We start from the raw sequence: 21010 nt of genomic DNA on the forward strand, positions 1-21010 counted from the left end.
NGATGGACTGGTACTACCCGGTGATCGGCGGGGTGCTGCGCCGCTCCGCCGGCCGGGCCCGGCTCGCCGCTCGCTGGGACGACTTCGTCGTCGACGGCCTGGGGATCCGCTGCGTCGACGACGAGCCCTGGGTGACCGGCGCGGAGACCTGTGAACTCGCGATCGCGCTGCACCTGGTCGGCGAGACGGCCGCCGCGGCCAAGCTGGTCGCGGACATGCAGCACCTGCGGCACGACGACGGCGGCTACTGGACGGGCTGGCAGTTCGCCAACCGCACGTTCTGGCCGGTCGAACGTTCGACGTGGACCGCGGCAGCGGTGATCCTCGCGGCCGACACGCTGGCCGGGGGGGTCACCGAGACGCTGTTCCGAGGGGACGACCTGCCGGCCGGGCTGCACCGACCGCTCGTGCGCCGCGCCGACGCCGGCGCCGGCGCCGACCGCTCCCGGGGGGAGGCGCGCCCGCCCCAGCAGCGTCCGGCGTCCGACAGCGACCCACTGGGGGCGCCCGGCTCCGCATCACCGGCAGCACCGGAAGGCGGGCCGGTGCCGGCCACGGCGGCCACGGCGGCCATGGCGGCCACGGGGCCGGCGTGCGGCTGCCAGTCAGTCGACGCGGCGTAGCACCCGCAGCGACCCGGTCCGCGACTGCTCGCGGAAGCCCTCGTCGAGCGCGCGCAGCAGGACGTGGTACGGCGCCTGGCCGCCGTCGGCGGGGTCGGGGAACACGTCGTGGATGGCCAGCAGGCCGCCGGGAGCCACGTGGCGCCCCCACGCGGAGTAGTCGGCCTGGGCCTGCTCCTCCGTGTGCCCGCCGTCGAGGAAGAGCAGCGCTACCGGGGTCGACCACCACCGCCCCACCTGTTCGGACCGCCCGACGATCGCCGTCACCACGTCCTCGACCTGGGCCTGTTCCAGCGTCCGACGCAGGAACGGCAGCGTGTCGAGGCGGCCTGTGCGCGGATCGACCAGGGTCGTGTCGTGGTACTCCCAGCCGGCCTGGTTCTCCTCCGAGCCGCGGTGATGGTCCACGGTGACCACGGTGCCGCCCGCCGCCCGGGCGGCGGCGGCCAGGTAGAGGGTGGACTTGCNGCAGTAGGTNCCGACCTCGCAGATCAGCCCGCCGGCCGGGATCGCCGTGGCCGCCGTGTACAGCGCCAACCCCTCCTGCGGGGGCATGAAGCCCGTCGCCCCCTCGGCCACCTGCCGCAATGCCGCGTCCACCGCCGGCTCCCTTCTCTGGGTCGTCGTGCCGCCGGCCCGCTTCCGCCGGCTGGCGCGGGTACCGCCCGATCCGGCCGGTACTTGAACTTAGTGCCCCGGAGTCGCCGACCGCCGTCTTCGTGGGCCGGTCGCCGGCCGACCAGCGCGAGGGAGAAGAGATCGGACGCCGCCGACCAGCCGTGTCGCGCCGGCGCCGCGACCGGCAGGCGCAAAGTGTTTGCCCGCCCGCCCGCGATGAACTAACCTGCGTTCATGGGCATCTGAGTAGGCGTGTGAACGCCCCGGTGCACCCGCCGTCGCGGCGGGGTGGCCGAATTCTCTCCTCTTCCCCAGCCGACATGGGCGATGGCCTCGTGGCGCCGGACCTCCGGCCACGCTAGACGCCATAACGCCTGGTAGTCCTGCTGGTTCGTCCGCTCGCAGAACCTTCTCCTCGCGCGCCCACTGCCCATCAGTGCCGTTGTCGGCGACTGGTCGGCGTTTACCCGGCGATTCTCACGTCGTTTCTCGCGTGATTCCGGGAATGGGGTGTCCGTGGGGGTGGCGCCGCGAGATCGCCCTGCCCGAAAGGAGCACAGATGGCTGCTCGTTCCCGATCCCGAAAGCCGCACCCGCGCGACACCGCTCCCGCCGACCCCCGCCGGGCGGCCGGGGGAGCAGCGACCGCGCCCGAGGCCGACCCGGCCGTGTCCCCGCCCGTCGGCCCGGCCACCTCCCCGCTCGCCGACCTGGCCACGTCCCCGCTCACCGACCTGGCCGCACCGCTTGTCGGCGGCCCGGCCAGGTCGCCGATCCCCGACGCTGCTGGCGTACCGGCGCAGGATCGTCGTTCCCGGCGGGAGCGGCGAGGACACGGTGAGGACGGTGGGGGTCCCCGGTCCGGGCCGGGTGCGCCGCGGCTGCCCGGTGCGGCCGGGGCGACGGGCGCGGGCCGCAACCCGCGGCGCTTCGCCACCCGCCGGCAGGGCTGATCCGATCGGCGGGGTGATACCGCCGGCAGTCCGGCCCGGCCGCCACGACGGGCCGGCCGGGCGGGACTGATCCACCAGCCCGCCGACCGGTGTCGCGGCCGCCCTGGCGCCGGCAGCCACCGACGACGCGCTGGTCGCCGACGACGAGGTAGCCGCCGCCGACGGATCGCCGGCGGCTACTTGCCGAGGGTCCCGGCCACCTCGGTGCGGCGGGCGAAGATCTCCTCGGCCCGCTCCTCCATCTCCTTGAGCGCCTTCTTGCGTCCCCGGCTGGACAGCCGGTCGAGGTAGAGGCCGCCGTACAGATGATCGGTCTCGTGCTGCAGGCAGCGGGCGAAGTAGCCGGTGCCCTCCAACCGCAGGGGGGCACCGGTGGCGTCCTGGCCCCGGACGGCGGCGCGTTCGAGCCGGGCGACCTCCATGTAGGCGCCCGGCACGGACAGGCAGCCCTCCTCGCCCTTGACCAGCCGACGCTCGGCGGGATCGGACTCCTCCAGCTCCNGATTGGCGAGGTGCCCCACGTGCCGGACGCCGTCCTCGTCCGTGCAGTCGTAGACGAACAGCGCGGCGTCGACGTCGATCTGGTTCGCGGCGAGCCCGACCCCCTCGGCGCCGTACATCGTGGCGAACATGTCGTCGATGAGAGCGGCGAGTTCCGGGGTGCCGAACTCCGTGATCTTCCGGCAGGGCCGGTGCAGGACGGGCTCCCCGACGACCGTGATGCGCCGGATGGTGCCCCGCGCCACCTCGGGCGGGACCTCGGGATAGGCGTCGACCGGCTCCCCCAGGACCCGGACCCGCAGATCCCGCTTCTCGTTTGCCTCATTCGATCGCGCGGTACGCGAGGCCATGGCGGGCTTCTCCTTCCGTCCGACCGCCGGCGCGCCCGCGCGGGCGGCGGCACGGTGCCGGCCGGCCCACCCGCCGTCCGCCAGGCCGAACCGGGCCGCCGTCGATCCTCGACATGCTGTGCCTACGAGCTTGGCAGAACGCTCCCGTCGCCCGCGCGACGGATCGACGCTCCCCGGGCGAATATCGCACCGTCGGGCGGGTGGAGCGGTTCACGCGACGACGCCCGGCATGTCGGTGGCCGGCGGCGGGCCAGCAGCGTGGACCGGCGGGACCGCAGAGGGAGCGGCGGCGAGACCGTCAGCGGGACGGGCGGCGGCCGGTCCGACGGCTGCGGCCGAGTTGCTCCCACCAGACGGCGAACTCCTCCTCCGCGCGGCGCTGCCGCTCCTCCCGGCACTGACGGCACTGGGTGTCCTCGGCGGGACACTGCCCACAGGTGACGCACGTCGGCCCGGCGGTGCCACCCATCTCGCGGTGGNCCTCCTCGACCGTCCGCCGACAGAAACAGCTCACCGATCCGGACACACAGGTCACCCAGGGAGACAGTTGCCCGGCGCCGTGGTGCTCCGACCACACATGGCCACACAGGGAACACGGCTGCACGGGGGCATTCGAACACATGAACCACCGGAGCGCATCGGCCCGTGTGTGCCGACTCCGGTTATCCACAGGCTGGGCGACACGAGGGGCGGCCGGGTGAGCCCGCCGCCCGGGGCGCCGGCGCCGGCCCGCACAGCCGGCACCCCGGGCGGTCTCAGGCGGCAAGCAGCCCGGCGAGACGCGTCACGGCGGGCCGCGACTGCAGGTGCAGCCGTTCGAGGTCGAGACCCTCGTCGCCCAGGACGACGAGCAGCCTGGTCTCCCCGATCGCGTAGACGATGATGTGCCCGCCCTGACAACGGGTGATCACCTCGCGCAGCGGTCCCATCCCGGCCTCCTGGCCGGTGGAGCGGCCGAGCCCGAGGGCGGCGGCGGCCATGGCCGCGAGCACCTCGGATCGCACGCCGTCGGCGTCGGCGGCGACGAGCAGTCCGTCGGCGGAGGCGACGGCGCTGCTGGTGACGCCCGGAACCTGGTCCCGCAGGGCGTGGAGCTCGGCGAGTACCCCATCGGTGATCGTGCTGGTGCTCATCGATGCCTCATTTCTCCCGCACGGATGTCCGCGCGGGCCGACAGGTCTCACATCTCGGCGTCTGCCGACGCCGCCGGCGCTGTAGGAGGGGCGGCGCCGTCAGAGGGTCGGCGCCGTCAGAGGTCGAGGCCGCGGGCGATGGCGCGCAGGCTGTGCCGCGCGAGCGCGAGGTTCGCCCGGGGCCGGTCCAGGGCCAGGTAGAAGAACAGCGGGCTGCCGCCCCGGTGAAGCAGCCGGATCAGGTGGTACTGCCGATCGAGGGTGATGAGGATGTCCTCGATCCCCTCCTTGATCCCCAACGCGTCGAGGGTGCGGGCCTTGGCGCGCACGACGTCGGTGTTGCCGGCCGAGGCCGCCTCGAGATCGAGTGTCCGGCCGCCNCCGGCGGAACCGAGCATCATTCCNCTCTCGTAATCGACGAGCGAAGCACCGATCGCGCCGTCGATTGTCATCGCTTCCTTGAGCGCGGTCTCGATGTCCATGAGGTACCCTTCAACCCGTTGACACAGCATGACGAAATTACTCGGCAGGCCTTTTAGCATTCGCGTGCACGTCGGCGGGCATATCGTGTGGACGAGGTGAACGTACCCGTGCGCGAACGGATTGTCACNTCGAGGACCCACCATGCCGGATGAGACGAAGAACATACAAGGTCCCGTTTCTTCTACCGATGGCCCACCCCACAGGGAGGAGGCGGATACACGGCCGGTGGAGGAAACGCCGGCCCGCGTCGACCTCCTGCTGGATGCNCTTCGGCAGCAGGCCCGGGAGGAGTTCTCGGGCGCGGTCGTGGTGCTGGGCGAGGCGAACGGGAAGGTCGTCCTTCGGGAGGGNCTGCTCACGACCGCCACCACCTCGGCGGCACCCGGACTCGAATCGCTGCTGCTGCGGTCCGGGCGCATCTCCGACGAGGAGTGGACCGCGGTGTTCGCCGCGGCCGCGCCGAGCGGCCGGCTGCCGACGGCGCTGGTAGAACGCCGGCTGCTGGGCAGCGCGGGCGTCCAGGTGGTGACCCGGATGGCCACGATGGACGCCCTGTTCGCGCTGGCCCTGACCCAGATCGCGAGGGTGACCACGGAGCCCGCCGGCTCCGGTTTCCTACCTCCGCTGCTGCCCGTGGAGCCGGGAATCGAGGTCGAGCGGGCCATCCGGGAGACGAGCCGACGGCTGGCGAGTGCCTCTCGCTGGCGCGCCGACCTGGGCCTGGAACCCCAGGTCCGCCCACGGCTGGCCACGGCTTCGGCACGACACGGGACGGCGGGCGGAGCGCAGGCCGACCTGCTGGCCCGGATCGACGGGCGCCGGACGTGCCGGGACATCGCGTTCACGGTGGGCCGCGGCCTGTTCCCGGTCATGACGGACCTGGCGTCGCTCGCGGGTGATGGCCGGATCGTTCTTCCACCCCCGCAGGGGCGATCCCCGGTCAGGTCCGACGCTGGGCGCCCCGCCGCGTCCGGCCCGCCCGACTATGGCGACCGGGTGCGCACGGAAATCCCGCACCTCGCGGGCGGGGACGATTCTCAGGAACGCCAGAAAATGATGGCGGACACCGCCCTTCCCCGCCGTTCTCCTCCCCACCGCGACGGCGGCGGCCCGCCCGACCATGGTTTTCCTGCCCGCCGCCGGACACGCTGACCGCGGCAATCGCGTGCAGCACCGGTGAACAGGCCGACAGCGTCGGATGACCGGCGGAGCGTCCGACTGCGGCGAACCAGGTCCGGCGGACCCGCCCGGCATGGCGATTTCCGCTTCCCTTCCGCTTCGGGTTTTNCGTCACGGTTCGCGGTCCAAGGCAGCCCACGAGGCGACCCGCGCCGACGGTGTCCACAGGCCGCGCACCGAACTCATGCCACCCCGCTGGCCCTGTTTGCTCGGTCGAGTTGTCAGCACGCACACGTCTGGCCAGACGCAGGGTGGGAGCGCATCGCCTTCGCCGTTCGCCTGCGGAAAACCAGCAGGCGCCCGCGACGCCCGACACACTCGTAGCCGATACCAAATCACCTGAAGCATGTCGGTGTCCCNCACCCCGCTTCCAGCAGGGTGTCAAACAGGCGACTACAACCTGTTGCCCACGCGGCGAGTTCGGCGCATCTCTACCGTTTACATTGGCAGCCTCGACGAGAGCAGGAGCGCTCATGACGACCAACGGTCCCTACGGCGACGAGCACAACCAAGGCGCGGGACCGGCCTACGGCGGGCAGGGACCGGCCTACGGGCAAGGGCCGGCCTACGGCGGGCAGGGACCGGCCTACGGCGGGCAAGGGCCGGCCTACGGGCAGGGACCGGCTTACGGCCAGCCGCCCGGCTATCCCCCGTATCCCCAGGCACCCGGCTACGGGGCGGGACAACCCCAGGGCGCCGCACTTCCCGGACTGGGCGTACGGCTCGGCGCCCGCATCGTGGACAACCTGATCCTCACCGTCGTCAACGTCGCGACCTTCTTCATCCTCGGCTACGGGCTCGGCTGGACAGCCCTCACCGCCGTCCTGACGTACGCCTACTTCGTGGGCTTCGACGTCGCTCTCGGCGCGACGCCGGGCAAGAAGGCGTTGGGTCTGCGGGTCGTCGGTCCGGGCGGCGGGCGGCTCGGGCCCAACAATGCCGCGGTCCGCGAGCTGTTTCTCCTCTTCAACATCATCCCGATTCTCGGGCCACTCCTGCTCTTCGTGGCCTACATCGCGATCGGCGTCACGATCAGTTCGGACCCGCGGGACCAGGGCATCCACGACCGCCTCGCCGGCGGTACCCAGGTGCTGCGCGGGTAGCCGAGCGCGCCGGTCGGGCAGCGGCGTATCGACTGACGCCTCGCCGGGTNGACCCGGCGTACTGCGGCCGAAACGGGTGGGAAGCGCCGCTGCGGTCCCACCCGTTCCAGGCGACGGCGTTCCGCGGATCCGCTCGCCCCCATCCCACGACACCCCGACCAACGGAGCGAAGGGAAGGGATCATAAGAGGCTGCCACGCCACACCCGGGGGGTTCGGGGGGTCGTCCCCCCGGCCAGCATCACGGCAACGGGGAAGCCGCCTCAAGGGCGGCAACCACGAGGAATCAGCGCGTGGACCTAGGTGGACTTGAACCACCGGCCTCTTCCTTATCAGGGAAGCGCTCTAACCGACTGAGCTATAGGTCCCGGCAACGACTGCAACCATACAGGACGGCGGGGCCGGGGTGGCGGCCGCCGCCGTCCGTTGGCGCTACTGGTCGCTGAGGGTGAGTTCGATGCCGCCGATCATCTCGGCGCAGAGGTTGTAGAGCAGGGCGCCGAGGGTGGTCAGCGCGGTCATCAGGATGACGTTGATCGCGCCGATGAGCAGACTGATCTCCATCGCGCGGCNGAACGACAGCCAGCTCCTGACGTTGCTGGCGCTGCTGTCGGTCAGGGTGTCCGCGGCGTCGGTGACGCTGTTGAACACCCCGATCGAGTTGAGCACGAACCACAGCACGGCGACGGCGACGAGCAACACGACGAAGACGCACAGGGAGAACGCGAAGCTGAGCCGGGTCACGGTCAGTGGGTTGACCTTGGACAGCCGCAGCTTGGCACGCCGGCCGGCGCCGGGCGGGCGGGCGGATCCCGTGCCCGGACCGGGGCGACCGGGGCCGCGAGGGGCGCTGGCCCGGTCGGCCGGGACGGCCTCGAGCTGGTCGTCGAGGGCGCCGGGAGAGGTCGTGGTCATCGCGTGCGGCGGCGCTGCGGCGGTGGTGGTGCCCGCGGACGACGGCGCGGCTATCGGCCGCTCGTAGGCCGCGGTCGCGTTGGCGCCACGGCCCGCGGCGGGCGCGGCCGGCCGCACCGCGTCGGGGACGGGCACCCGTTCCGGCGCGGCACGGTTGCTCTCGGGCTTCGTGGTACCGCTCCTCGTCATGCTGGGCGGACGGACCAGGGAGATCGTGTCGGTCTCACCGGGTCGCTCGACCGGGTGTTCGGGGCGGGCACTGGGCAGGCCCGTCGTGCTTCGGCGGGCGCCGGGCGGCGTCGTACCGAGGGACTTCGCCGGCGACGATACGGCGGGCGAGCCGAGTTTGCGGGTAGCCGAGCCCGCATCGCCGCCGTGGGTCCCGGCGTTCCCGGTACGAGCCGACCCGGATGGGGGCACCGCCGCCCCTCCGATGCCGGCCGGGGCCCCGCCTGCCCCGTTGCGGGTCGGCGTCGCCCGCGATCGGCCGGACCGCTCGTCCGCCGCTGCCGCGGGCCGGGACGCCGGGGCGGAGACGGCGGGAAGCGAGGACGACGACGCAGACGACGCCGAGGACGACGACGGCACCGAGGACGACGACGGCGGGGACGACGCAGACGGCGACGATCCCGACGTGGCCGGCGGTGCCGACTTCGGCGGCACGGACCTGGCCGGCGGCGCGGACTTCGGCGGCGCGGACTTCGGCGGCGCGGACCTGGCCGGTGCCGCGGACGACCGCGCCGGTTCCGCAGCCGCCGCCCGGTCACCGCCCGCGATCCCGGACGTCTTGCCCCCCAGAGCGGTCGAGGACGACGAGGCGGACGATCCCGGCTTCGACGAGACGGGCGGGGAGGCAGGCGGCGAGGCGGACGGGGAGGACCCGGCCGCGCCGGCCCCCGAGGTGCTCTCACGGCCGTCCTCGCCGTGCTGGGACTGCCCCGCCCCGGACCGGCCGGAACGCTGGAAGAAGGGGTTGCCCGCCGACGGGTCCAGCGAGCCGGCGCCGCCGGAACGGGCCCCGCCCGAAGCCGCCGGGCGGTCGCCGCCGGGCGGGGGGGTGCCGGCGGCGCCGGCGGCCGCCGCGGCGGCGCCAGCTCCACCGCCGGAGGCGCCGGCGGTGGGCGTCTTCAGCGTCTCGCCGGCCGGCTCCCCGTCGCCGCCGTCACCGGGGCGGCGGGAACGGTCGCCGTCACGCGCTCCCCCCGGCCCGGCGGCCGGGGAGGNGCCGCGGTGGACCGCCGACCGGGCGGGCCGGTCTTCCTGACTGTCGCTCACGGTCTACTCCCGGTTCGCTCCTGGCGGCGTACGCGGGCCATGCGCACGCCGGATCCCCGCTTCGGCGTCACCGCGGCGCCGGGGGACGGCGCCGACGTCGAGGACCGCCATCGCCCCGGACCTGGACCGCTGCCGGCCCCGGGCTCAGCTCTCCTGGGCCCCGGGGTCGGTGGGGGCCTCGGTGTCCTCCGCATCAGCATTGCGCGCCACCCCGACCACCTGCACACCGGTCTCCAGATCGATGAGGCGGACCCCCATCGTCTGCCGCTGGGCACGGCGGACGTCCTTGGCGATGGTGCGCAGCACGCCCCCGTTGGAGGCGATCGCGTAGAGCTGGTCGTCCGGGTCGACGACGAGCGCGCCGACCAGACCGCCCCGGGTGGAGACGATCTTAGCGGTCAGCACACCCTTGCCGCCGCGGCCCTGCACCGGGTACTCGGCCAACGGGGTCCGCTTGGCGTAGCCGCCGGAGGTGGCCACCAGCAGGTCGGCGGTCGTGCCCGGCACGACGACGTCCATCGACAGCAGCTCGTCCTCGGCGTCGAAACGCATGCCGATCACGCCGGAGGTGGCCCGGCCCATCGGCCGTAGCTGCTCGTCGTCGGCGTGGAAGCGGATCGACTGGGCGTTGCGGCTGACCAGCAGCAGGTCGTCGCCGGGCGCGACCAGGCGGGCGGCGATCAGCTCGTCGTCGTCGCGCAGGTTGATCGCGACGAGGCCGCCGGCGCGGTTGGAGTCGAAGTCGCTCAGGGCGGTCTTCTTGCACAGCCCGCGCTTGGTGGCCAGGACGAGGTAGGGCGCGACCTCGTAGTCCTTCAGGGCGATGACCTCGGCGATCCGCTCGTCCTGGGAGAACGCGAGGATGTTCGCGACGTGCTGGCCCTTGGCGGAGCGGGCCTGCTCGGGCAGCTCGTGCGCCTTCGCCCGGTACACCCGGCCCTTGTTGGTGAAGAACAGCAGCCAGTGGTGCGTCGTCGTGACGAAGAAGTGCTCGACGATGTCGTCCTCGCGCAGGNCCGCGCCCTGCACACCCTTGCCGCCGCGGCGCTGGGAGCGGTAGAGGTCGGTCTTGGTCCGCTTGGCGTAGCCGCCGCGCGTGACGGTGACGACCACGTCCTCCTGGGCGATGAGGTCCTCGATGGACATGTCGCCCTCGAAGGGGACCAGGCGGGTCCGCCGCTCGTCGCCGAACTTCTCGACGACCTCGGCGAGCTCCTCGCCGATGATCTGCCGCTGCCGGACCGGGGAGGCGAGGATGGCCTCCAGTTCGGAGATCCGCGCCCGCAGCTCGGCGGCCTCGTCGATGATCCGCTGGCGTTCCAGGGCGGCGAGGCGACGCAGCTGCATGTCGAGGATGGCGGTCGCCTGGATCTCCGACAGCGTGAAGCGTTCCATCAGCTGGCCGCGGGCGGCGTCGGCGGACTCCGCGTTGCGGATGAGGCTGATGACCTCGTCGAGGTGGTCGAGCGCGATGAGCAGACCGTCGAGGACGTGCAGCCGCTCGCGGGCCTTGCGCAGCTGGTAGCGGGTGCGCCGGACGATGACGTCGACCTGGTGCTCGACGTAGTAGCGGATCATCTGGTCCAGGCGCAGCGTGCGCGGCACCCCGTCGACGATCGCCAGCATGTTGACGCCGAAGGTGTCCTGGAGCTGGGTGTGCTTGTACAGGTTGTTGAGCACGACCTTGGCGACGGCGTCGCGCTTGAGGTCGATGACGAGCCGCTNGCCGATGCGGGCCGAGGTCTCGTCGCGGACGTCCGAAATCCCGGTGACCTTGTTGTCGCGGACCAGCTCGGCGATCTTCTCGGCGAGGTTGTCCGGGTTGACCTGGTAGGGCAGCTCGGTGACGACGAGCTGGGTGCGGCCCTTGTTCTCCTCGACGTTGACCACGGCGCGCATCCGGATGCTGCCGCGGCCGGTCCGGTAGGCGTCCTCGATGNCGCTGCGCCCGACGATCAGGCCCGAGGTCGGGAAGTCCGGCCCCTTGATGATGCCGATCAGCGCCTCGAGCAGTTCCTCGTCGGTCGCCTCCGCGTGGTCGAGCGCCCACTGGACGCCGGTGGCGACCTCGCGCAGGTTGTGCGGCGGGATGTTCGTCNCCATGCCGACCGCGATGCCGCCGGCGCCGTTGACGAGCAGGTTCGGGAACCGGCTCGGCAGGACCAGCGGCTCCTGGGAGCGGCCGTCGTAGTTCGGCGCGAAGTCGACGGTCTCCTGGTCGATGTCGCGCAGCATCTCCATCGCCAGCGCCGCCATCCGCGCCTCGGTGTACCGCATGGCGGCGGGCGGGTCGTTGCCGGGCGAGCCGAAGTTGCCGTTACCGTCGACCAGCGGGTAGCGCAGCGACCAGGGCTGCGCGAGCCGGACGAGGGTGTCGTAGATGGCCGAGTCGCCGTGGGGATGGTAGTTACCCATGACGTCACCGACCACGCGCGAGCACTTGAAGTACCCGCGGTCAGGACGGTAACCACCGTCGTACATGGCGTAGAGGACCCGTCGGTGGACGGGCTTGAGCCCGTCCCGGACCTCCGGCAGCGCGCGGCCGACGATGACCGACATGGCGTAGTCGAGATAGGACCGCTGCATCTCGACTTCGATGCCGATGGGTTCTATGCGGTCGCCGGGGGGCGGCGGTAGGACGTCGACCACGGGGTCCTTCCAGGGCAGTGGGAGCAGTCGTCAGGTGGGACGGGTGTCCCGGCGGGTGGCCGGGACACCGGCGGGGCGCCAGCCACGATTCGCCCCGGGGTCGTCCCGGCCGGGCGGAGCGCAGCACCGCCGCGCGGGCCGGACCGCCGCGGCACCGCGCCACCGCGTCAGATGTCCAGGAAGCGCACGTCCTTGGCGTTGCGCTGGATGAAGCTGCGGCGCGCGTCGACATCCTCGCCCATGAGCACGGAGAACAGCTCGTCGGCGACGGCCGCGTCATCGAGGGTGACCTGGAGCAGGATGNGCTTGTCCGGGTCCATGGTGGTGTCCCACAGCTCGGTGGCGTTCATCTCGCCGAGGCCCTTGAACCGCTGGATGGCGTCCTTGGGCAGCTTGCGCCCGGCCTCCACCCCGCGCTGGACGAGCCCGTCGCGCTCGCGGTCGGAGTAGGCGTATTCCCAGTCCTCCCGACCCCACTTGATCTTGTAGAGCGGCGGCTGGGCGAGGAACACGTGGCCGGCCTCGACCAGCGGCCGCATGAACCGGAACAGCAGGGTCAGCAGCAGGGTCCGGATGTGCTGGCCGTCGACGTCGGCGTCCGCCATCAGCACGATCTTGTGATAGCGCAGCTTGGCGATGTCGAAGTCGTCGTGGATGCCGGTGCCCAGGGCCTGGATGAGCGCCTGGACCTCGGTGTTCTTCAGGACGCGGTCGATGNGCGCCTTCTCGACGTTGAGGATCTTTCCGCGCAGCGGCAGGATCGCCTGGAACTTCGAGNCCCGCCCGCCCTTGGCCGACCCGCCGGCGGAGTCGCCCTCGACGATGTACAGCTCACAGCGCTCGGGGTCGGTGTACTGNCAGTCGGCGAGCTTGCCGGGCAGGCCGGTGCCGCCGAGCAGGCCCTTGCGCCGGGTCAGGTCCCGGGCCTGGCGGGCCGCGATCCGGGCGCGCTGGGCGTCGAGCGACTTGCTGACGATGGCCCGCGCCTCGGTCCGGTTGACCTCGAACCAGTCCTTCAGCGCCGAGTAGCACATCTCCTGGACGAACTTCTTCGCCTCGGTGTTGCCGAGCTTCGTCTTCGTCTGGCCCTCGAACTGGGGCTGCGCGAGCTTCACCGAGATGATCGCGGTCAGGCCCTCGCGGATGTCGTCGCCCGACAGCCGCTCGTCACCGCTCTTCGCGCCCGCCTTCACCGGCTTGAGCAGGTTCTGGTCCTTGGCGTAGGCGTTGACGGCGCTGGTCAGCGCGGCGCGGAAGCCCTCCTCGTGGGTGCCGCCCTCGTGCGTGTTGATCGTGTTCGCGAAGGTGTAGACCGACTCGCTGTAGCCGGCGTTCCACTGCATCGCGAGCTCGGCCTCGATGCCGACGCCCTTGGACTCCAGCGAGATCACGCTGCGGTGGATCGCGTCCTTGGTGGCGTTGAGGTGGGCGACGAAGTCGACCAGACCGTTGGTGTACTTGTAGGTGACCTCGAGGCGTTCCTCGGGGCGCTCGTCGATCAGCGTGATCGACAGGCCCTTGTTGAGGAAGGCCATCTCCTGCAGGCNTCGGGAGAGGGTCTCGAACTTGTACTCGGTCGTCTCGAAGATCGTCGGGTCCGCCCAGAAGGTGACCGACGTGCCGGTCTTCTTCGTGGTGCCGGTCTTCACCAGGGGCGCCGCCGGGCGGGTCCCCACGTACGGCTGGAACCAGACGTGCCCATCGACCTGGATCTCCACGTCCAGCTTGGTGGACAGCGCGTTCACGACGCTGACGCCGACGCCGTGCAGACCGCCCGAGACCGCGTAGGATTTGCCGTCGAACTTCCCGCCCGCGTGCAGCGTCGTCAGCACGACCTCGACCGCGGGCCGCTTCTCGGTGGGATGCATGCCCACGGGGATGNCACGACCGTTGTCGACGACGCGGACCGCACCGTCGGCGAGCAGGCTCACCGTGATCGTGTCGCAGTAGCCGNCCAGCGCCTCGTCCACCGCGTTGTCGACCACCTCGTAGACGAGATGGTGCAGACCGCGCTCCCCGGTGGAGCCGATGTACATGCCCGGACGCTTGNGGACCGCGTCAAGACCTTCGAGAACCTTGATCGAACTTGCATCGTAGGCCACGCGGCGGGTCCCCTCGTTCTGGGCGGAAGTATCCACCAGTCTACCCGCCGACCCGTTATAGCGGACGCAGGGTGACCCCTGACGTCTGCGCAGCGCCCCGTACGGCGGGACGGTGAACCCCCCTACGGGACCGATGCCTCCCGGGGCCTTGGCGCGCCTTCACGACGGTCACCCGACGCGGCGATCAACCTTCACCCACATGATCGCCTCGTGTTGCCCGCCCGGCGACGCCCGGAGCTACCCCAACCGCCCGGGGCCGTCGCGATCGGTGAGCACCGGATCGCTCTCCCGGTCTGTCCGTCTCTTCCGGCGGGACACCCGGCGAGCCCGCGCAGGCCGGGCGCCCTCGTCGCCGGGCCGGCCCGCCATTGCCCGCCGCCATGACCGGTCACCATGGCCGGCCGCGTGACCGGCCGCGGTGGCCGGCCGCGTGACCGGCCGCGGTGGCCGGCCGCGTGACCGGCCGCGGTGGCCGGCCGCGTGACCGGCCGCGGTGGCCGGCCGCGTGACCGGGTGCCTGACTCAGCCGTAGGTGTCGCGCGGGCCGCGCCCGGCGGTGCGGATCGGCCCGTGCCGCCACGAGGGGGCCGTCGGGCCGCGCACGGTGATCCGCTGGACGACCTGCGGACCGAGTTCCCGGTGCAGGATGGCGAGGATCTGACGGGACAGCATCCGTAGCTGGGTGGCCCAGGCCGTCGACTCGGCCACGAGTTCGAGGTTGCCGTCGCGCAGCGAGACCGGAGTGCAGTGGTCGGCGATGTCCGGGCCGACGATGACGTCCCACCGGGCGAGCACGCCGGCGTCGTCGGCCTGTGCCTNCCAGCCGCGCGCGGCGAGCAGCCGACTGATTGCGGTGCCGAAGGAGACCGGGTCGCGCCACTCCCTGCCGGGGGCGGCGATGCCCGGCAACCGCGGGCGCTGGGGCACCTGGCCGTCGTCCGCGCCGGACCGGGGCCGCCGCCCGGCGCGGTCCGCCGCCGCGGGGCCGCCGCCGGGCCCGCCACCGGCGCCGGCTCCGCCGTCCGCACCGGGGCCACCGGCGGGGGAGCCGGACCAGGATCCGCCGGCGCGGGAGGACCCGCCGCGCCGGCCTCGAGCCCGCTCGCGGGCGTCCCGCTTGGCCTGGGCGAGGATCTCCCGGGCCAGGTCGGCGCCACGGCCGACGCCGGGCGCCGACGCCGACGCCGACGTCGGGGTCGGGGTCGGGTCGGGCTGATGGTCGTCGGGCTCAGGAGGCACGGAGCACCTCTCCCGCCGCGACGACGTAGCGGGTGCCGGTCAGCTCGGCCGGCACATCGGCCTCGACGGCGGCGGTGACCAGGACCTGCTCCGCGGGGGCGACGAGTTCGGCGAGCCGGGACCGGCGCTGGACGTCGAGCTCGGCGAAGACGTCGTCAAGGAGCAGGACGGGCTCGCGGTCGTCGGCCCGCAACAGCTCGAACGAGGCCAGCCGCAGGGCCAGGGCGAGCGACCAGGACTCGCCGTGACTGGCGTAGCCGCGCGCCGGCAGCCCGTCGACGGTCAGCAGCAGGTCGTCACGGTGCGGCCCGACCAGGGTCTGCCCGCGTTCGATCTCCCGCGGGCGGGCCGCCACCAGCTCGGCCCGGATCGCCTCCTCCCACCGCTCGCGGTCGGGGCGGACCGGGTCCGGCGCCGGCTGCGGCACGCTGGCCCGGTACTCGAACCCGACCGCGGCCTGCGCGCCGGCCACCGCGGCATAGGCCCCGGCCACCCCCGGACGCAGCGCCTCGACGAGGGCGAGGCGGGCGGTGAGCAGCTCGGCGCCGTAGCTGGCCAGGTAGCCGTCCCAGACGTCCAGGGTGCGCAGGTCACCCTTGCCGCCGGCCCGCCGGGCCGCCCCGGCCGTGCGCAGCAGGGTCGAGCGCTGCTTGAGCACCCGGTCGTAGTCGGCGAGCACCGCGGCCATCCGCGGGGTCCGGGCGACGAGCAGTTCGTCGAGGAACTGCCGGCGCCCCGCCGGGTCCCCCTTCACCAGGGCGAGGTCCTCCGGGGCGAACAGGACCGTGCACAGCAGCCCGAGAACGTCGCGGGGCCGGGGGACCGGCGCCCGGTTCAGCCGGGCCCGGTTCGCCCGCCCCGGCACGATCTCGAGCTCCACCAGGGCCGCCCGGTCGCCGCGCACGATCCTCGCCCGCACCACGGCGTGCGACGCGCCCTGGCGCACCAGGGGGGCATCCGCGGAGACCCGGTGGCTGGCCAGCGTCGCGACGTACCCGATCGCCTCGATCAGGTTCGTCTTCCCCTGGCCGTTGCGACCGACCAGCGTGACCACTCCTGGACCAAGGGTCAGGTCGAGGGACGGGTAGGACCGGAAGTCGACAAGGGACAGGTGGGTGAGGTGCACGTCACCCGTGGAGGCGGATCGGCATGAGCAGGTACCGGTAGTCGGGCACCTCGCCGTCGTCGTCGNCCTTGCCGGTGAGGATCGCCGGCTTGTTCGCGGCGACGGCCGGGTCCTCGGCACTGGCGAAGCCGATCCGCACGATGTCGGACTCCAGTGCGCCGAGCGCGTCGAGCAGGTAGGACGGGTTGAACGCCACCGAGAGCTCCGGGCCGTCGTAGGTCACCGGCAGCGTCTCCGTCGCCTGCGCCTCACCGCCGGTGCCGGCCTCCAGGACGAGGTGGTCCGGCGAGAACGACAACTGCACGGGGGCGGTCTTCGCCGCCACCAGGGCCACGCGCTTGACCGCCTCCTGCAACGGTGCGATCTCCAGCTGGGCGATCAGCGGGGAGCTGTCCGGAAGCAGCTTGCGGAAGGGCGGGAACTGGNCCTCGAGCAGCCGGGTGGTCGTCTGCCGGGTGGAACCCGCGAAGCCGGCGAGCGTCTCCCCGGACGGGCCCGTCCCCAGCGCGATCGAGACCTCCACCCCCGAGCCGGACAGCGACTTGGCGGTGTCCAGCAGCGTGCGGGCGGGGACGAGGGCCACCGTGACGGGGGCCGCCGCGTCCCCCTCGCCGGCGGAGTCGTCCGGACGCCACTTCAGCGAGCGCACGGCGAGCCGGTAGCGGTCGGTCGCGGCGAGGGTGAGGGTGTCGCCCTCGATCTCGATCCGGACGCCGGTGAGGACCGGGAGGGTGTCGTCGCGCCCGGCCGCGATCGCCACCTGCGCGACCGCGGCCGCGAAGGCAGATCCCTCGATGTGGCCGGTGACGGGGGGCATGGCCGGCAGTGCCGGGTAGTCGTCCACCGGCAGCATCGGCAGTGCGAACCGGGCGTTACCACAGGTGATCACGAGCCGGGTGCCGTCGATGCCGAGGTCCACCGGCGCGGCCGGCAGCGCCCGGGTGATCTCCGCGAGCAGCTTGCCGTTGACGAGGGCGCGGCCCTCCTCCGACACCGTCGCGTGCACTGTGCCCTGGGCGGCCACCTCGTAGTCGTAGGCGGCGACCTTGAGCATCGGCCCGGTCGCGTCGAGAAGGAGGCCCGACAGCACCTGCAACTGCGTGGTCGGCCGGCTCGGCAGCGTGCNGGCGGTCCAGGCGACCGCTTCGGTGAATTCGTCCCGTTCCACCCGGAACTTCATGGTTAGCCCTCCTTCGTCCCCTCCGGTGTTCGGAGTCAGCCCGTCGGGAACACCGATCAGCATCCCAGAGTGNCAGGCGGCCTCGGCGGGCGGTCGGCCCCACCACGAACGCTCACCCGGAGCCCACGAAGTGGCACAGATCGCGCTCGCTCAAGATCGCGAAAAGTTGTCCACACCCCCTAGTACTTCAAGCTTTTGATCTTCTTAGAAGAAATTGAAGTTCGTGGTGGTAGTAGGGGCTGTGGATGCTGGGGATAACCGCTGTTTTCGCAGGTCAGAGGCCTGAGGAGCCGGTGCAAAACCTGTGGGTGGAGCTGTGGGTTTCCGCAGTGGATATCCACATGCCGAGCANCTGTCCCCAGGGACCACTTTGTCCCTCCACAGGCCGTCCCCGAGTTATCCACAGGCTGTCCACGCCTTCCTCCACCGGTCCACCCCCAGGATGTCCACAAGGTTTTCCACAAGCTGTGGGCGGAACCACCCCGTGGGCTCGAGGCCGCCGGCCGGGTGTGCTACAGGACGCGTCGCCGTGTCGACCTCCGCGACGGCCGTCCACAGGCTGTGACAGCCGTCCCCCGGGATCCCCGACCGACCACCGGCCGGCCGACGCCCCTGCCACCCACCCCGACGCGGGAGTGCCGGAACCCGGCCCCGCCGCCCCGGGCCGACGCCTGTTGCGGTGCGTTCTGGACGGTTCGAGTCGCAGACCGGCGGAACGCATCGCAGTCCGGCCAGCCGGAGTCGACCCGGTCCCGCATCGGGGCGCGGCGAGCTACGTCATGGGCGCCACGGCCGTCTGGGTGCAGCGGTCGGTGNCCGCCCGTCCGCCTGCGGTCGGGGCTCGGGCCGGGGCCCGGGAGCCGGGAGCCGGGGCTTGAGTCGGGGCTCGGGAGTCGGGAGTCGGGCCGGGGCTCGGGGGTGCCCGAGTCAGGGCTGGCGGGCCTGGACCCGGATGCGGTTGGTCAGTTCGGTGACCTGGTTGTAGATCGCGCGCCGTTCGGCCATCAAGCCGCGGATCTTGCGGTCGGCGTGCATGACGGTCGTGTGGTCGCGGCCGCCGAAGTGCTGGCCGATCTTGGGGAGCGACAGGTCGGTCAGTTCGCGGCACAGGTACATGGCGATCTGCCGGGCCGTCACCAGTACCCGGCTGCGGGAGGTGCCGCACAGGTCGTCCATGGAGACGCCGAAGTACGCCGCGGTCGCGTTCATGATGGCGGCCGCGGTGATNTCCGGGTTCCCGGCGTCCGGGATCAGGTCGCGCAGCACGATCTCGGCGAGCGTGCGGTCGACGTGGGACTTGTTCAGGCTCGCGAACGCCGCGACCCGGATCAGCGCCCCCTCGAGCTCGCGGATGTTGCGCTCGATGTGCGTGGCGATGTACTCGAGCACGTCGGGCGGCACGGGCAGGCGCTCGGTGGCGGCCTTCTTCGACAGGATCGCGATGCGGGTCTCGAGGTCCGGCGGGGTGATGTCGGTCATCAGGCCCCACTCGAACCGGCTGCGCAGCCGGTCCTCCAGTGCAGAGAGCTGCTTGGGCGAGNGGTCGGAGCTGATGACGATCNGCTTCTCACCGTCGTGCAGGACGTTGAACGTGTGGAAGAACTCCTCCTGCGTCCGCTCCTTGTTCTCCAGGAACTGGATGTCGTCCACGAGCAGGACGTCGATGTCCCGGTAGCGACGCTGGAAGGCCTGCTGACGGTCGTCCCGGATCGAGTTGATGAAGTCGTTGGTGAACTCCTCCGAGCTCACGTACTTCACCCGGGTGTTCGGGTACAGCTTCAGCGCGTAGTGGCCGATCGCATGCAGCAGGTGGGTCTTNCCGAGCCCGGAGTCCCCGTAGATGAACAACGGGTTGTACGCCTTCGCCGGTGCCTCGGCGACCGCCACCGCGGCGGCGTGGGGAAACCGGTTGCTGTCTCCGATGACGAAGGTCTCGAAGACGTAGCGCGGGTTCAGCCGGGCCTGCGCCGGCTCGGTCTCCAGCGGCGCGGCGTCGCGGCCGAGCCCCGCCCCCACCCGCATCGGCGGGGTGCTCTCGGCGGAGTCGGGGAAGGGCAGCTCGCCGTTCACCGGCGCGCCGGCCTCGCCCGCCCGCCGGCCGGTGTCCGCCGCCGCGCCGCCCGACCCACGTCCTCGGGAACCGCCCGCGTCCCGCGGCGCGCCGCCGTCGCCCTCCCCCGGCCGGACGATCCTGATCGGACCGCTCATCGGCTCCGGGTCGGGCAGGTGCTCGACGGTGACCGCGACCCGGATCTCCCGTCCATACGCTGTGGACAACGCTGTGGACAGGAACGGCCGCAGCCGCGAGTCGAGAAGCTCCTTGGTGAACTCGTTCGGGGCGGCGAGCAGGGCCGTGTCCTGCACAAGGCCGAGCGGACGGGTCAGCCGCAGCCATGCACGCTGCTGCGCGGACAGCGTGCCGTCGGCGACCCCGGCGACGGCCTGGCTCCAGACCGCGGCCAGGTCCGGGTCACCCGCGGGTTCCTCCCCGAAAGGTAGACCGGCGACGGAGTCGGCGCGGGGGTTGGACACGGGGGCTCCTCGGGCAGTTCGGTACGGTTTGCGGGCGGTGCTGGCCCCATGGGTGGGGGTACGTCGCGGATGTTGATGTGGTCCCGGTCCGGCCGCGACCGGGACGCCTCGTCCCGATGGTTCTCCACATCGTCGTCCACAACCTGTGCATGGACACGGCAGGGCCTCCGGCGTGGCGGAACCGGCTCACCCCCGGTACGGCGCCCTACCGCGGGCCGTCGTCCGGATCTGCCTCGTCCCCCGCCGATCGCCCTCTCCACAGGCGTTTTCCACAGGCCAGAGTGCACCCGGCCGGCGGCGCCCCCCGGACGCGGGTCTGCCCGGCACCGTCCGGCACCCGCGTGCGCGGGATGTCGTCCAAGGATCGTAAGGCGCCGCCCGCACCGCCGTGCCGGGGCCGGACGGGAATGTCCGGCCCCGGCACGGCGGGCGGGGCCGGCCGGGTCGGCGGACCCGGCCGTGTGGCATTTGCTTACCAGCAGTCATCGCGGTGTCCGGCCCCGGCTTGCCGTGGGTCGCGGTCGGTCCCACGGTGGCTTCGGGTGGACGATGGCGGCCTGCGGTTGCGTCTGGACCGAGTCGGTCGCCCAGGTTGGGTCGCGGTCGGGGAGGGGCCGCGGGACGGGCCGGGCTCGCCGATGACGGCGGGCGGGGTGCGGTCGCCGGGTCGTCCGCGGCACCGGCATGTGTACGCTAGGTCGAACCGCGGTGTTAGACCGCTTCGTTTGTCGTGGGATGCGCTTGCGCGGGCCGTGTGGGGCCCACCCCTCGGCGGCGGAGATCACCGCCCGCGTCCATCTTGCAGACGGAGTCTTCACGTGAGTAAGCGCACCTTCCAGCCGAACAACCGCCGGCGGGCCCGCACGCACGGGTTCCGGCTGCGCATGCGGACCCGCGCTGGTCGTTCCATCGTCTCTGCCCGCCGTCGCAAGGGCCGCAGCGAGCTCTCCGCCTGACGGCGGGTTCCTGCTGTACCCCGGCTGACATGCTTCCCGAGGTCTCCCGCGTGCGGACCCGGGGCGAGCATGCCCACGTGGGGACCGCGGGCCGG

15 protein-coding genes, 1 tRNA gene and 23 pseudogenes are annotated in these 21010 nt (G+C 72.4%); 5 read left to right on the forward strand and 34 right to left on the reverse strand.

Going from position 1 to position 21010, the window contains the following annotated elements:
- Position 1: 1 nt before the first annotated feature.
- Positions 2-623, forward strand: a pseudogene (locus UK94_RS55260) (hypothetical protein); the annotation flags it as partial.
- Here the strand turns inward: UK94_RS55260 and UK94_RS16935 are convergent.
- Together UK94_RS16935 and UK94_RS76155 are read right to left on the reverse strand one after the other, a co-directional pair.
- The coding region (locus tag UK94_RS16935; RefSeq protein WP_268761405.1) for a class I SAM-dependent methyltransferase at positions 606-1090 on the reverse strand (485 nt) is incomplete at its 5' end. The pseudogene UK94_RS55260 and the gene UK94_RS16935 overlap by 18 nt on opposite strands.
- An 11-nt stretch (positions 1091-1101) precedes the next feature.
- Positions 1102-1223, reverse strand: a pseudogene (locus UK94_RS76155) (class I SAM-dependent methyltransferase); the annotation flags it as partial.
- 578 nt (positions 1224-1801) lie between these two features.
- On the opposite strand from UK94_RS76155, the gene UK94_RS16940 reads away from it, so the two are divergent.
- On the forward strand, positions 1802-2194 hold the full coding sequence (locus UK94_RS16940; protein WP_011601288.1) for a hypothetical protein: 393 nt from the start codon (positions 1802-1804) through the stop codon (positions 2192-2194).
- Positions 2195-2370: 176 nt separating this feature from the next.
- On the opposite strand, the gene UK94_RS55265 is transcribed toward UK94_RS16940, so the two are convergent.
- The 4 genes and pseudogenes from UK94_RS55265 to UK94_RS16960 all read right to left on the reverse strand — a co-directional run.
- Positions 2371-2695 (reverse strand): peptide deformylase (locus UK94_RS55265; RefSeq protein WP_235488313.1); only part of this gene is annotated, 325 nt, incomplete at its 5' end.
- Between the two features lies 1 nt (position 2696).
- Positions 2697-3045 (reverse strand): annotated as a pseudogene (locus UK94_RS55270) (peptide deformylase); the annotation flags it as partial.
- A 755-nt stretch (positions 3046-3800) separates the two neighbouring features.
- Complete coding sequence (locus UK94_RS16955) at positions 3801-4178, reverse strand: roadblock/LC7 domain-containing protein (RefSeq protein ID WP_011601284.1); 378 nt, start codon at positions 4176-4178, stop codon at positions 3801-3803.
- Between the two features lie 116 nt (positions 4179-4294).
- Positions 4295-4558 (reverse strand): hypothetical protein (locus UK94_RS16960; RefSeq protein ID WP_235488315.1); only part of this gene is annotated, 264 nt, incomplete at its 5' end.
- A gap of 1755 nt (positions 4559-6313) precedes the next feature.
- Between UK94_RS16960 and UK94_RS16970 the strand changes: the two genes are divergently transcribed.
- A complete protein-coding gene (locus UK94_RS16970; protein ID WP_011601281.1) occupies positions 6314-6943 on the forward strand; it encodes an RDD family protein in 630 nt (209 codons plus the stop codon).
- Between the two features lie 292 nt (positions 6944-7235).
- On the opposite strand, the gene UK94_RS16975 is transcribed toward UK94_RS16970, so the two are convergent.
- The 28 genes and pseudogenes from UK94_RS16975 to UK94_RS55385 form a co-directional block, all read right to left on the reverse strand.
- A tRNA-Ile gene (locus UK94_RS16975) sits at positions 7236-7309 on the reverse strand.
- A gap of 64 nt (positions 7310-7373) precedes the next feature.
- Positions 7374-7513 (reverse strand): DUF3566 domain-containing protein (locus UK94_RS55275; protein WP_235488351.1); only part of this gene is annotated, 140 nt, incomplete at its 5' end.
- Between the two features lies 1 nt (position 7514).
- A pseudogene (locus tag UK94_RS76160) lies at positions 7515-8045 on the reverse strand (DUF3566 domain-containing protein); the annotation flags it as partial.
- Positions 8046-9275: 1230 nt separating this feature from the next.
- On the reverse strand, positions 9276-10146 hold an 871-nt coding region (locus tag UK94_RS55285), incomplete at its 5' end, for a DNA gyrase C-terminal beta-propeller domain-containing protein (RefSeq protein WP_313949525.1).
- A 1-nt stretch (position 10147) separates the two neighbouring features.
- Positions 10148-10855: pseudogene (locus UK94_RS55290) on the reverse strand (DNA gyrase subunit A); the annotation flags it as partial.
- A 1-nt stretch (position 10856) separates the two neighbouring features.
- Positions 10857-11070, reverse strand: a pseudogene (locus UK94_RS55295) (DNA gyrase subunit A); the annotation flags it as partial.
- Position 11071: 1 nt separating this feature from the next.
- Positions 11072-11229 (reverse strand): annotated as a pseudogene (locus tag UK94_RS55300) (hypothetical protein); the annotation flags it as partial.
- 1 nt (position 11230) lies between these two features.
- Positions 11231-11780, reverse strand: a pseudogene (locus UK94_RS55305) (DNA gyrase subunit A); the annotation flags it as partial.
- 167 nt (positions 11781-11947) lie between these two features.
- The coding region (locus UK94_RS55310; RefSeq protein ID WP_235488353.1) for a hypothetical protein at positions 11948-12083 on the reverse strand (136 nt) is incomplete at its 5' end.
- Position 12084: 1 nt separating this feature from the next.
- Positions 12085-12497, reverse strand: a pseudogene (locus UK94_RS55315) (toprim domain-containing protein); the annotation flags it as partial.
- A 1-nt stretch (position 12498) separates the two neighbouring features.
- A pseudogene (locus UK94_RS55320) lies at positions 12499-12557 on the reverse strand (hypothetical protein); the annotation flags it as partial.
- A gap of 1 nt (position 12558) precedes the next feature.
- Positions 12559-12637 (reverse strand): annotated as a pseudogene (locus tag UK94_RS55325) (hypothetical protein); the annotation flags it as partial.
- Between the two features lies 1 nt (position 12638).
- Positions 12639-13326: pseudogene (locus UK94_RS55330) on the reverse strand (DNA topoisomerase IV subunit B); the annotation flags it as partial.
- Between the two features lies 1 nt (position 13327).
- Positions 13328-13661, reverse strand: a pseudogene (locus UK94_RS55335) (ATP-binding protein); the annotation flags it as partial.
- A gap of 1 nt (position 13662) precedes the next feature.
- Positions 13663-13733, reverse strand: a pseudogene (locus tag UK94_RS55340) (hypothetical protein); the annotation flags it as partial.
- Position 13734: 1 nt separating this feature from the next.
- A pseudogene (locus UK94_RS55345) lies at positions 13735-13829 on the reverse strand (hypothetical protein); the annotation flags it as partial.
- 1 nt (position 13830) lies between these two features.
- Positions 13831-13882 (reverse strand): annotated as a pseudogene (locus tag UK94_RS74155) (hypothetical protein); the annotation flags it as partial.
- Between the two features lie 522 nt (positions 13883-14404).
- On the reverse strand, positions 14405-14700 hold a 296-nt coding region (locus UK94_RS55350; RefSeq protein ID WP_235488317.1), incomplete at its 5' end, for a DciA family protein.
- Position 14701: 1 nt separating this feature from the next.
- Positions 14702-15121 (reverse strand): annotated as a pseudogene (locus tag UK94_RS76165) (hypothetical protein); the annotation flags it as partial.
- Positions 15111-16247 carry a DNA replication/repair protein RecF gene (gene recF, locus UK94_RS17005; RefSeq protein WP_011601273.1) on the reverse strand — a complete coding sequence of 379 codons (1137 nt, stop codon included), beginning with the start codon at positions 16245-16247 and terminating at the stop codon, positions 15111-15113. The pseudogene UK94_RS76165 and the gene recF, both read right to left, overlap by 11 nt.
- A 1-nt stretch (position 16248) precedes the next feature.
- Positions 16249-16312, reverse strand: a 64-nt coding sequence (locus UK94_RS74165; RefSeq protein WP_268761411.1) for a hypothetical protein, incomplete at its 5' end; no start/stop codon positions are given.
- Between the two features lies 1 nt (position 16313).
- Positions 16314-16672 (reverse strand): annotated as a pseudogene (locus UK94_RS55355) (DNA polymerase III subunit beta); the annotation flags it as partial.
- 1 nt (position 16673) lies between these two features.
- Positions 16674-17372 (reverse strand): annotated as a pseudogene (gene dnaN / locus UK94_RS55360) (DNA polymerase III subunit beta); the annotation flags it as partial.
- Between the two features lies 1 nt (position 17373).
- Positions 17374-17490, reverse strand: a pseudogene (locus UK94_RS74170) (hypothetical protein); the annotation flags it as partial.
- A gap of 864 nt (positions 17491-18354) precedes the next feature.
- On the reverse strand, positions 18355-18654 hold a 300-nt coding region (locus UK94_RS55365), incomplete at its 5' end, for a helix-turn-helix domain-containing protein (RefSeq protein WP_313949526.1).
- A gap of 1 nt (position 18655) precedes the next feature.
- Positions 18656-18967, reverse strand: a pseudogene (locus tag UK94_RS55370) (DnaA/Hda family protein); the annotation flags it as partial.
- Positions 18968-18989: 22 nt separating this feature from the next.
- A pseudogene (locus tag UK94_RS55380) lies at positions 18990-19245 on the reverse strand (DnaA/Hda family protein); the annotation flags it as partial.
- A gap of 1 nt (position 19246) precedes the next feature.
- A pseudogene (locus UK94_RS55385) lies at positions 19247-19959 on the reverse strand (DnaA/Hda family protein); the annotation flags it as partial.
- A gap of 818 nt (positions 19960-20777) precedes the next feature.
- Here UK94_RS55385 and rpmH point away from each other — a divergent pair.
- Together rpmH and UK94_RS74175 are read left to right on the forward strand one after the other, a co-directional pair.
- Positions 20778-20915 carry a 50S ribosomal protein L34 gene (gene rpmH / locus UK94_RS55390; protein ID WP_009741462.1) on the forward strand — a complete coding sequence of 46 codons (138 nt, stop codon included), beginning with the start codon at positions 20778-20780 and terminating at the stop codon, positions 20913-20915.
- 29 nt (positions 20916-20944) lie between these two features.
- On the forward strand, positions 20945-21010 hold a 66-nt coding region (locus tag UK94_RS74175; RefSeq protein WP_268761412.1), incomplete at its 3' end, for a hypothetical protein.

It is taken from the genome of Frankia sp. AvcI1, from assembly GCF_001420875.1.
Taxonomy (GTDB): domain Bacteria; phylum Actinomycetota; class Actinomycetes; order Frankiales; family Frankiaceae; genus Frankia; species Frankia alni.

Excerpts from the sequence above, each read along its gene's own strand:
- UK94_RS16940 (WP_011601288.1), top strand. The coding sequence starts at position 1,802 with ATGGCTGCTCGTTCCCGATCCCGAAAGCCGCACCCGCGCGACACCGCT.
- UK94_RS16955 (WP_011601284.1), bottom strand. The coding sequence starts at position 4,178 with ATGAGCACCAGCACGATCACCGATGGGGTACTCGCCGAGCTCCACGCC.
- UK94_RS16970 (WP_011601281.1), top strand. The coding sequence starts at position 6,314 with ATGACGACCAACGGTCCCTACGGCGACGAGCACAACCAAGGCGCGGGA.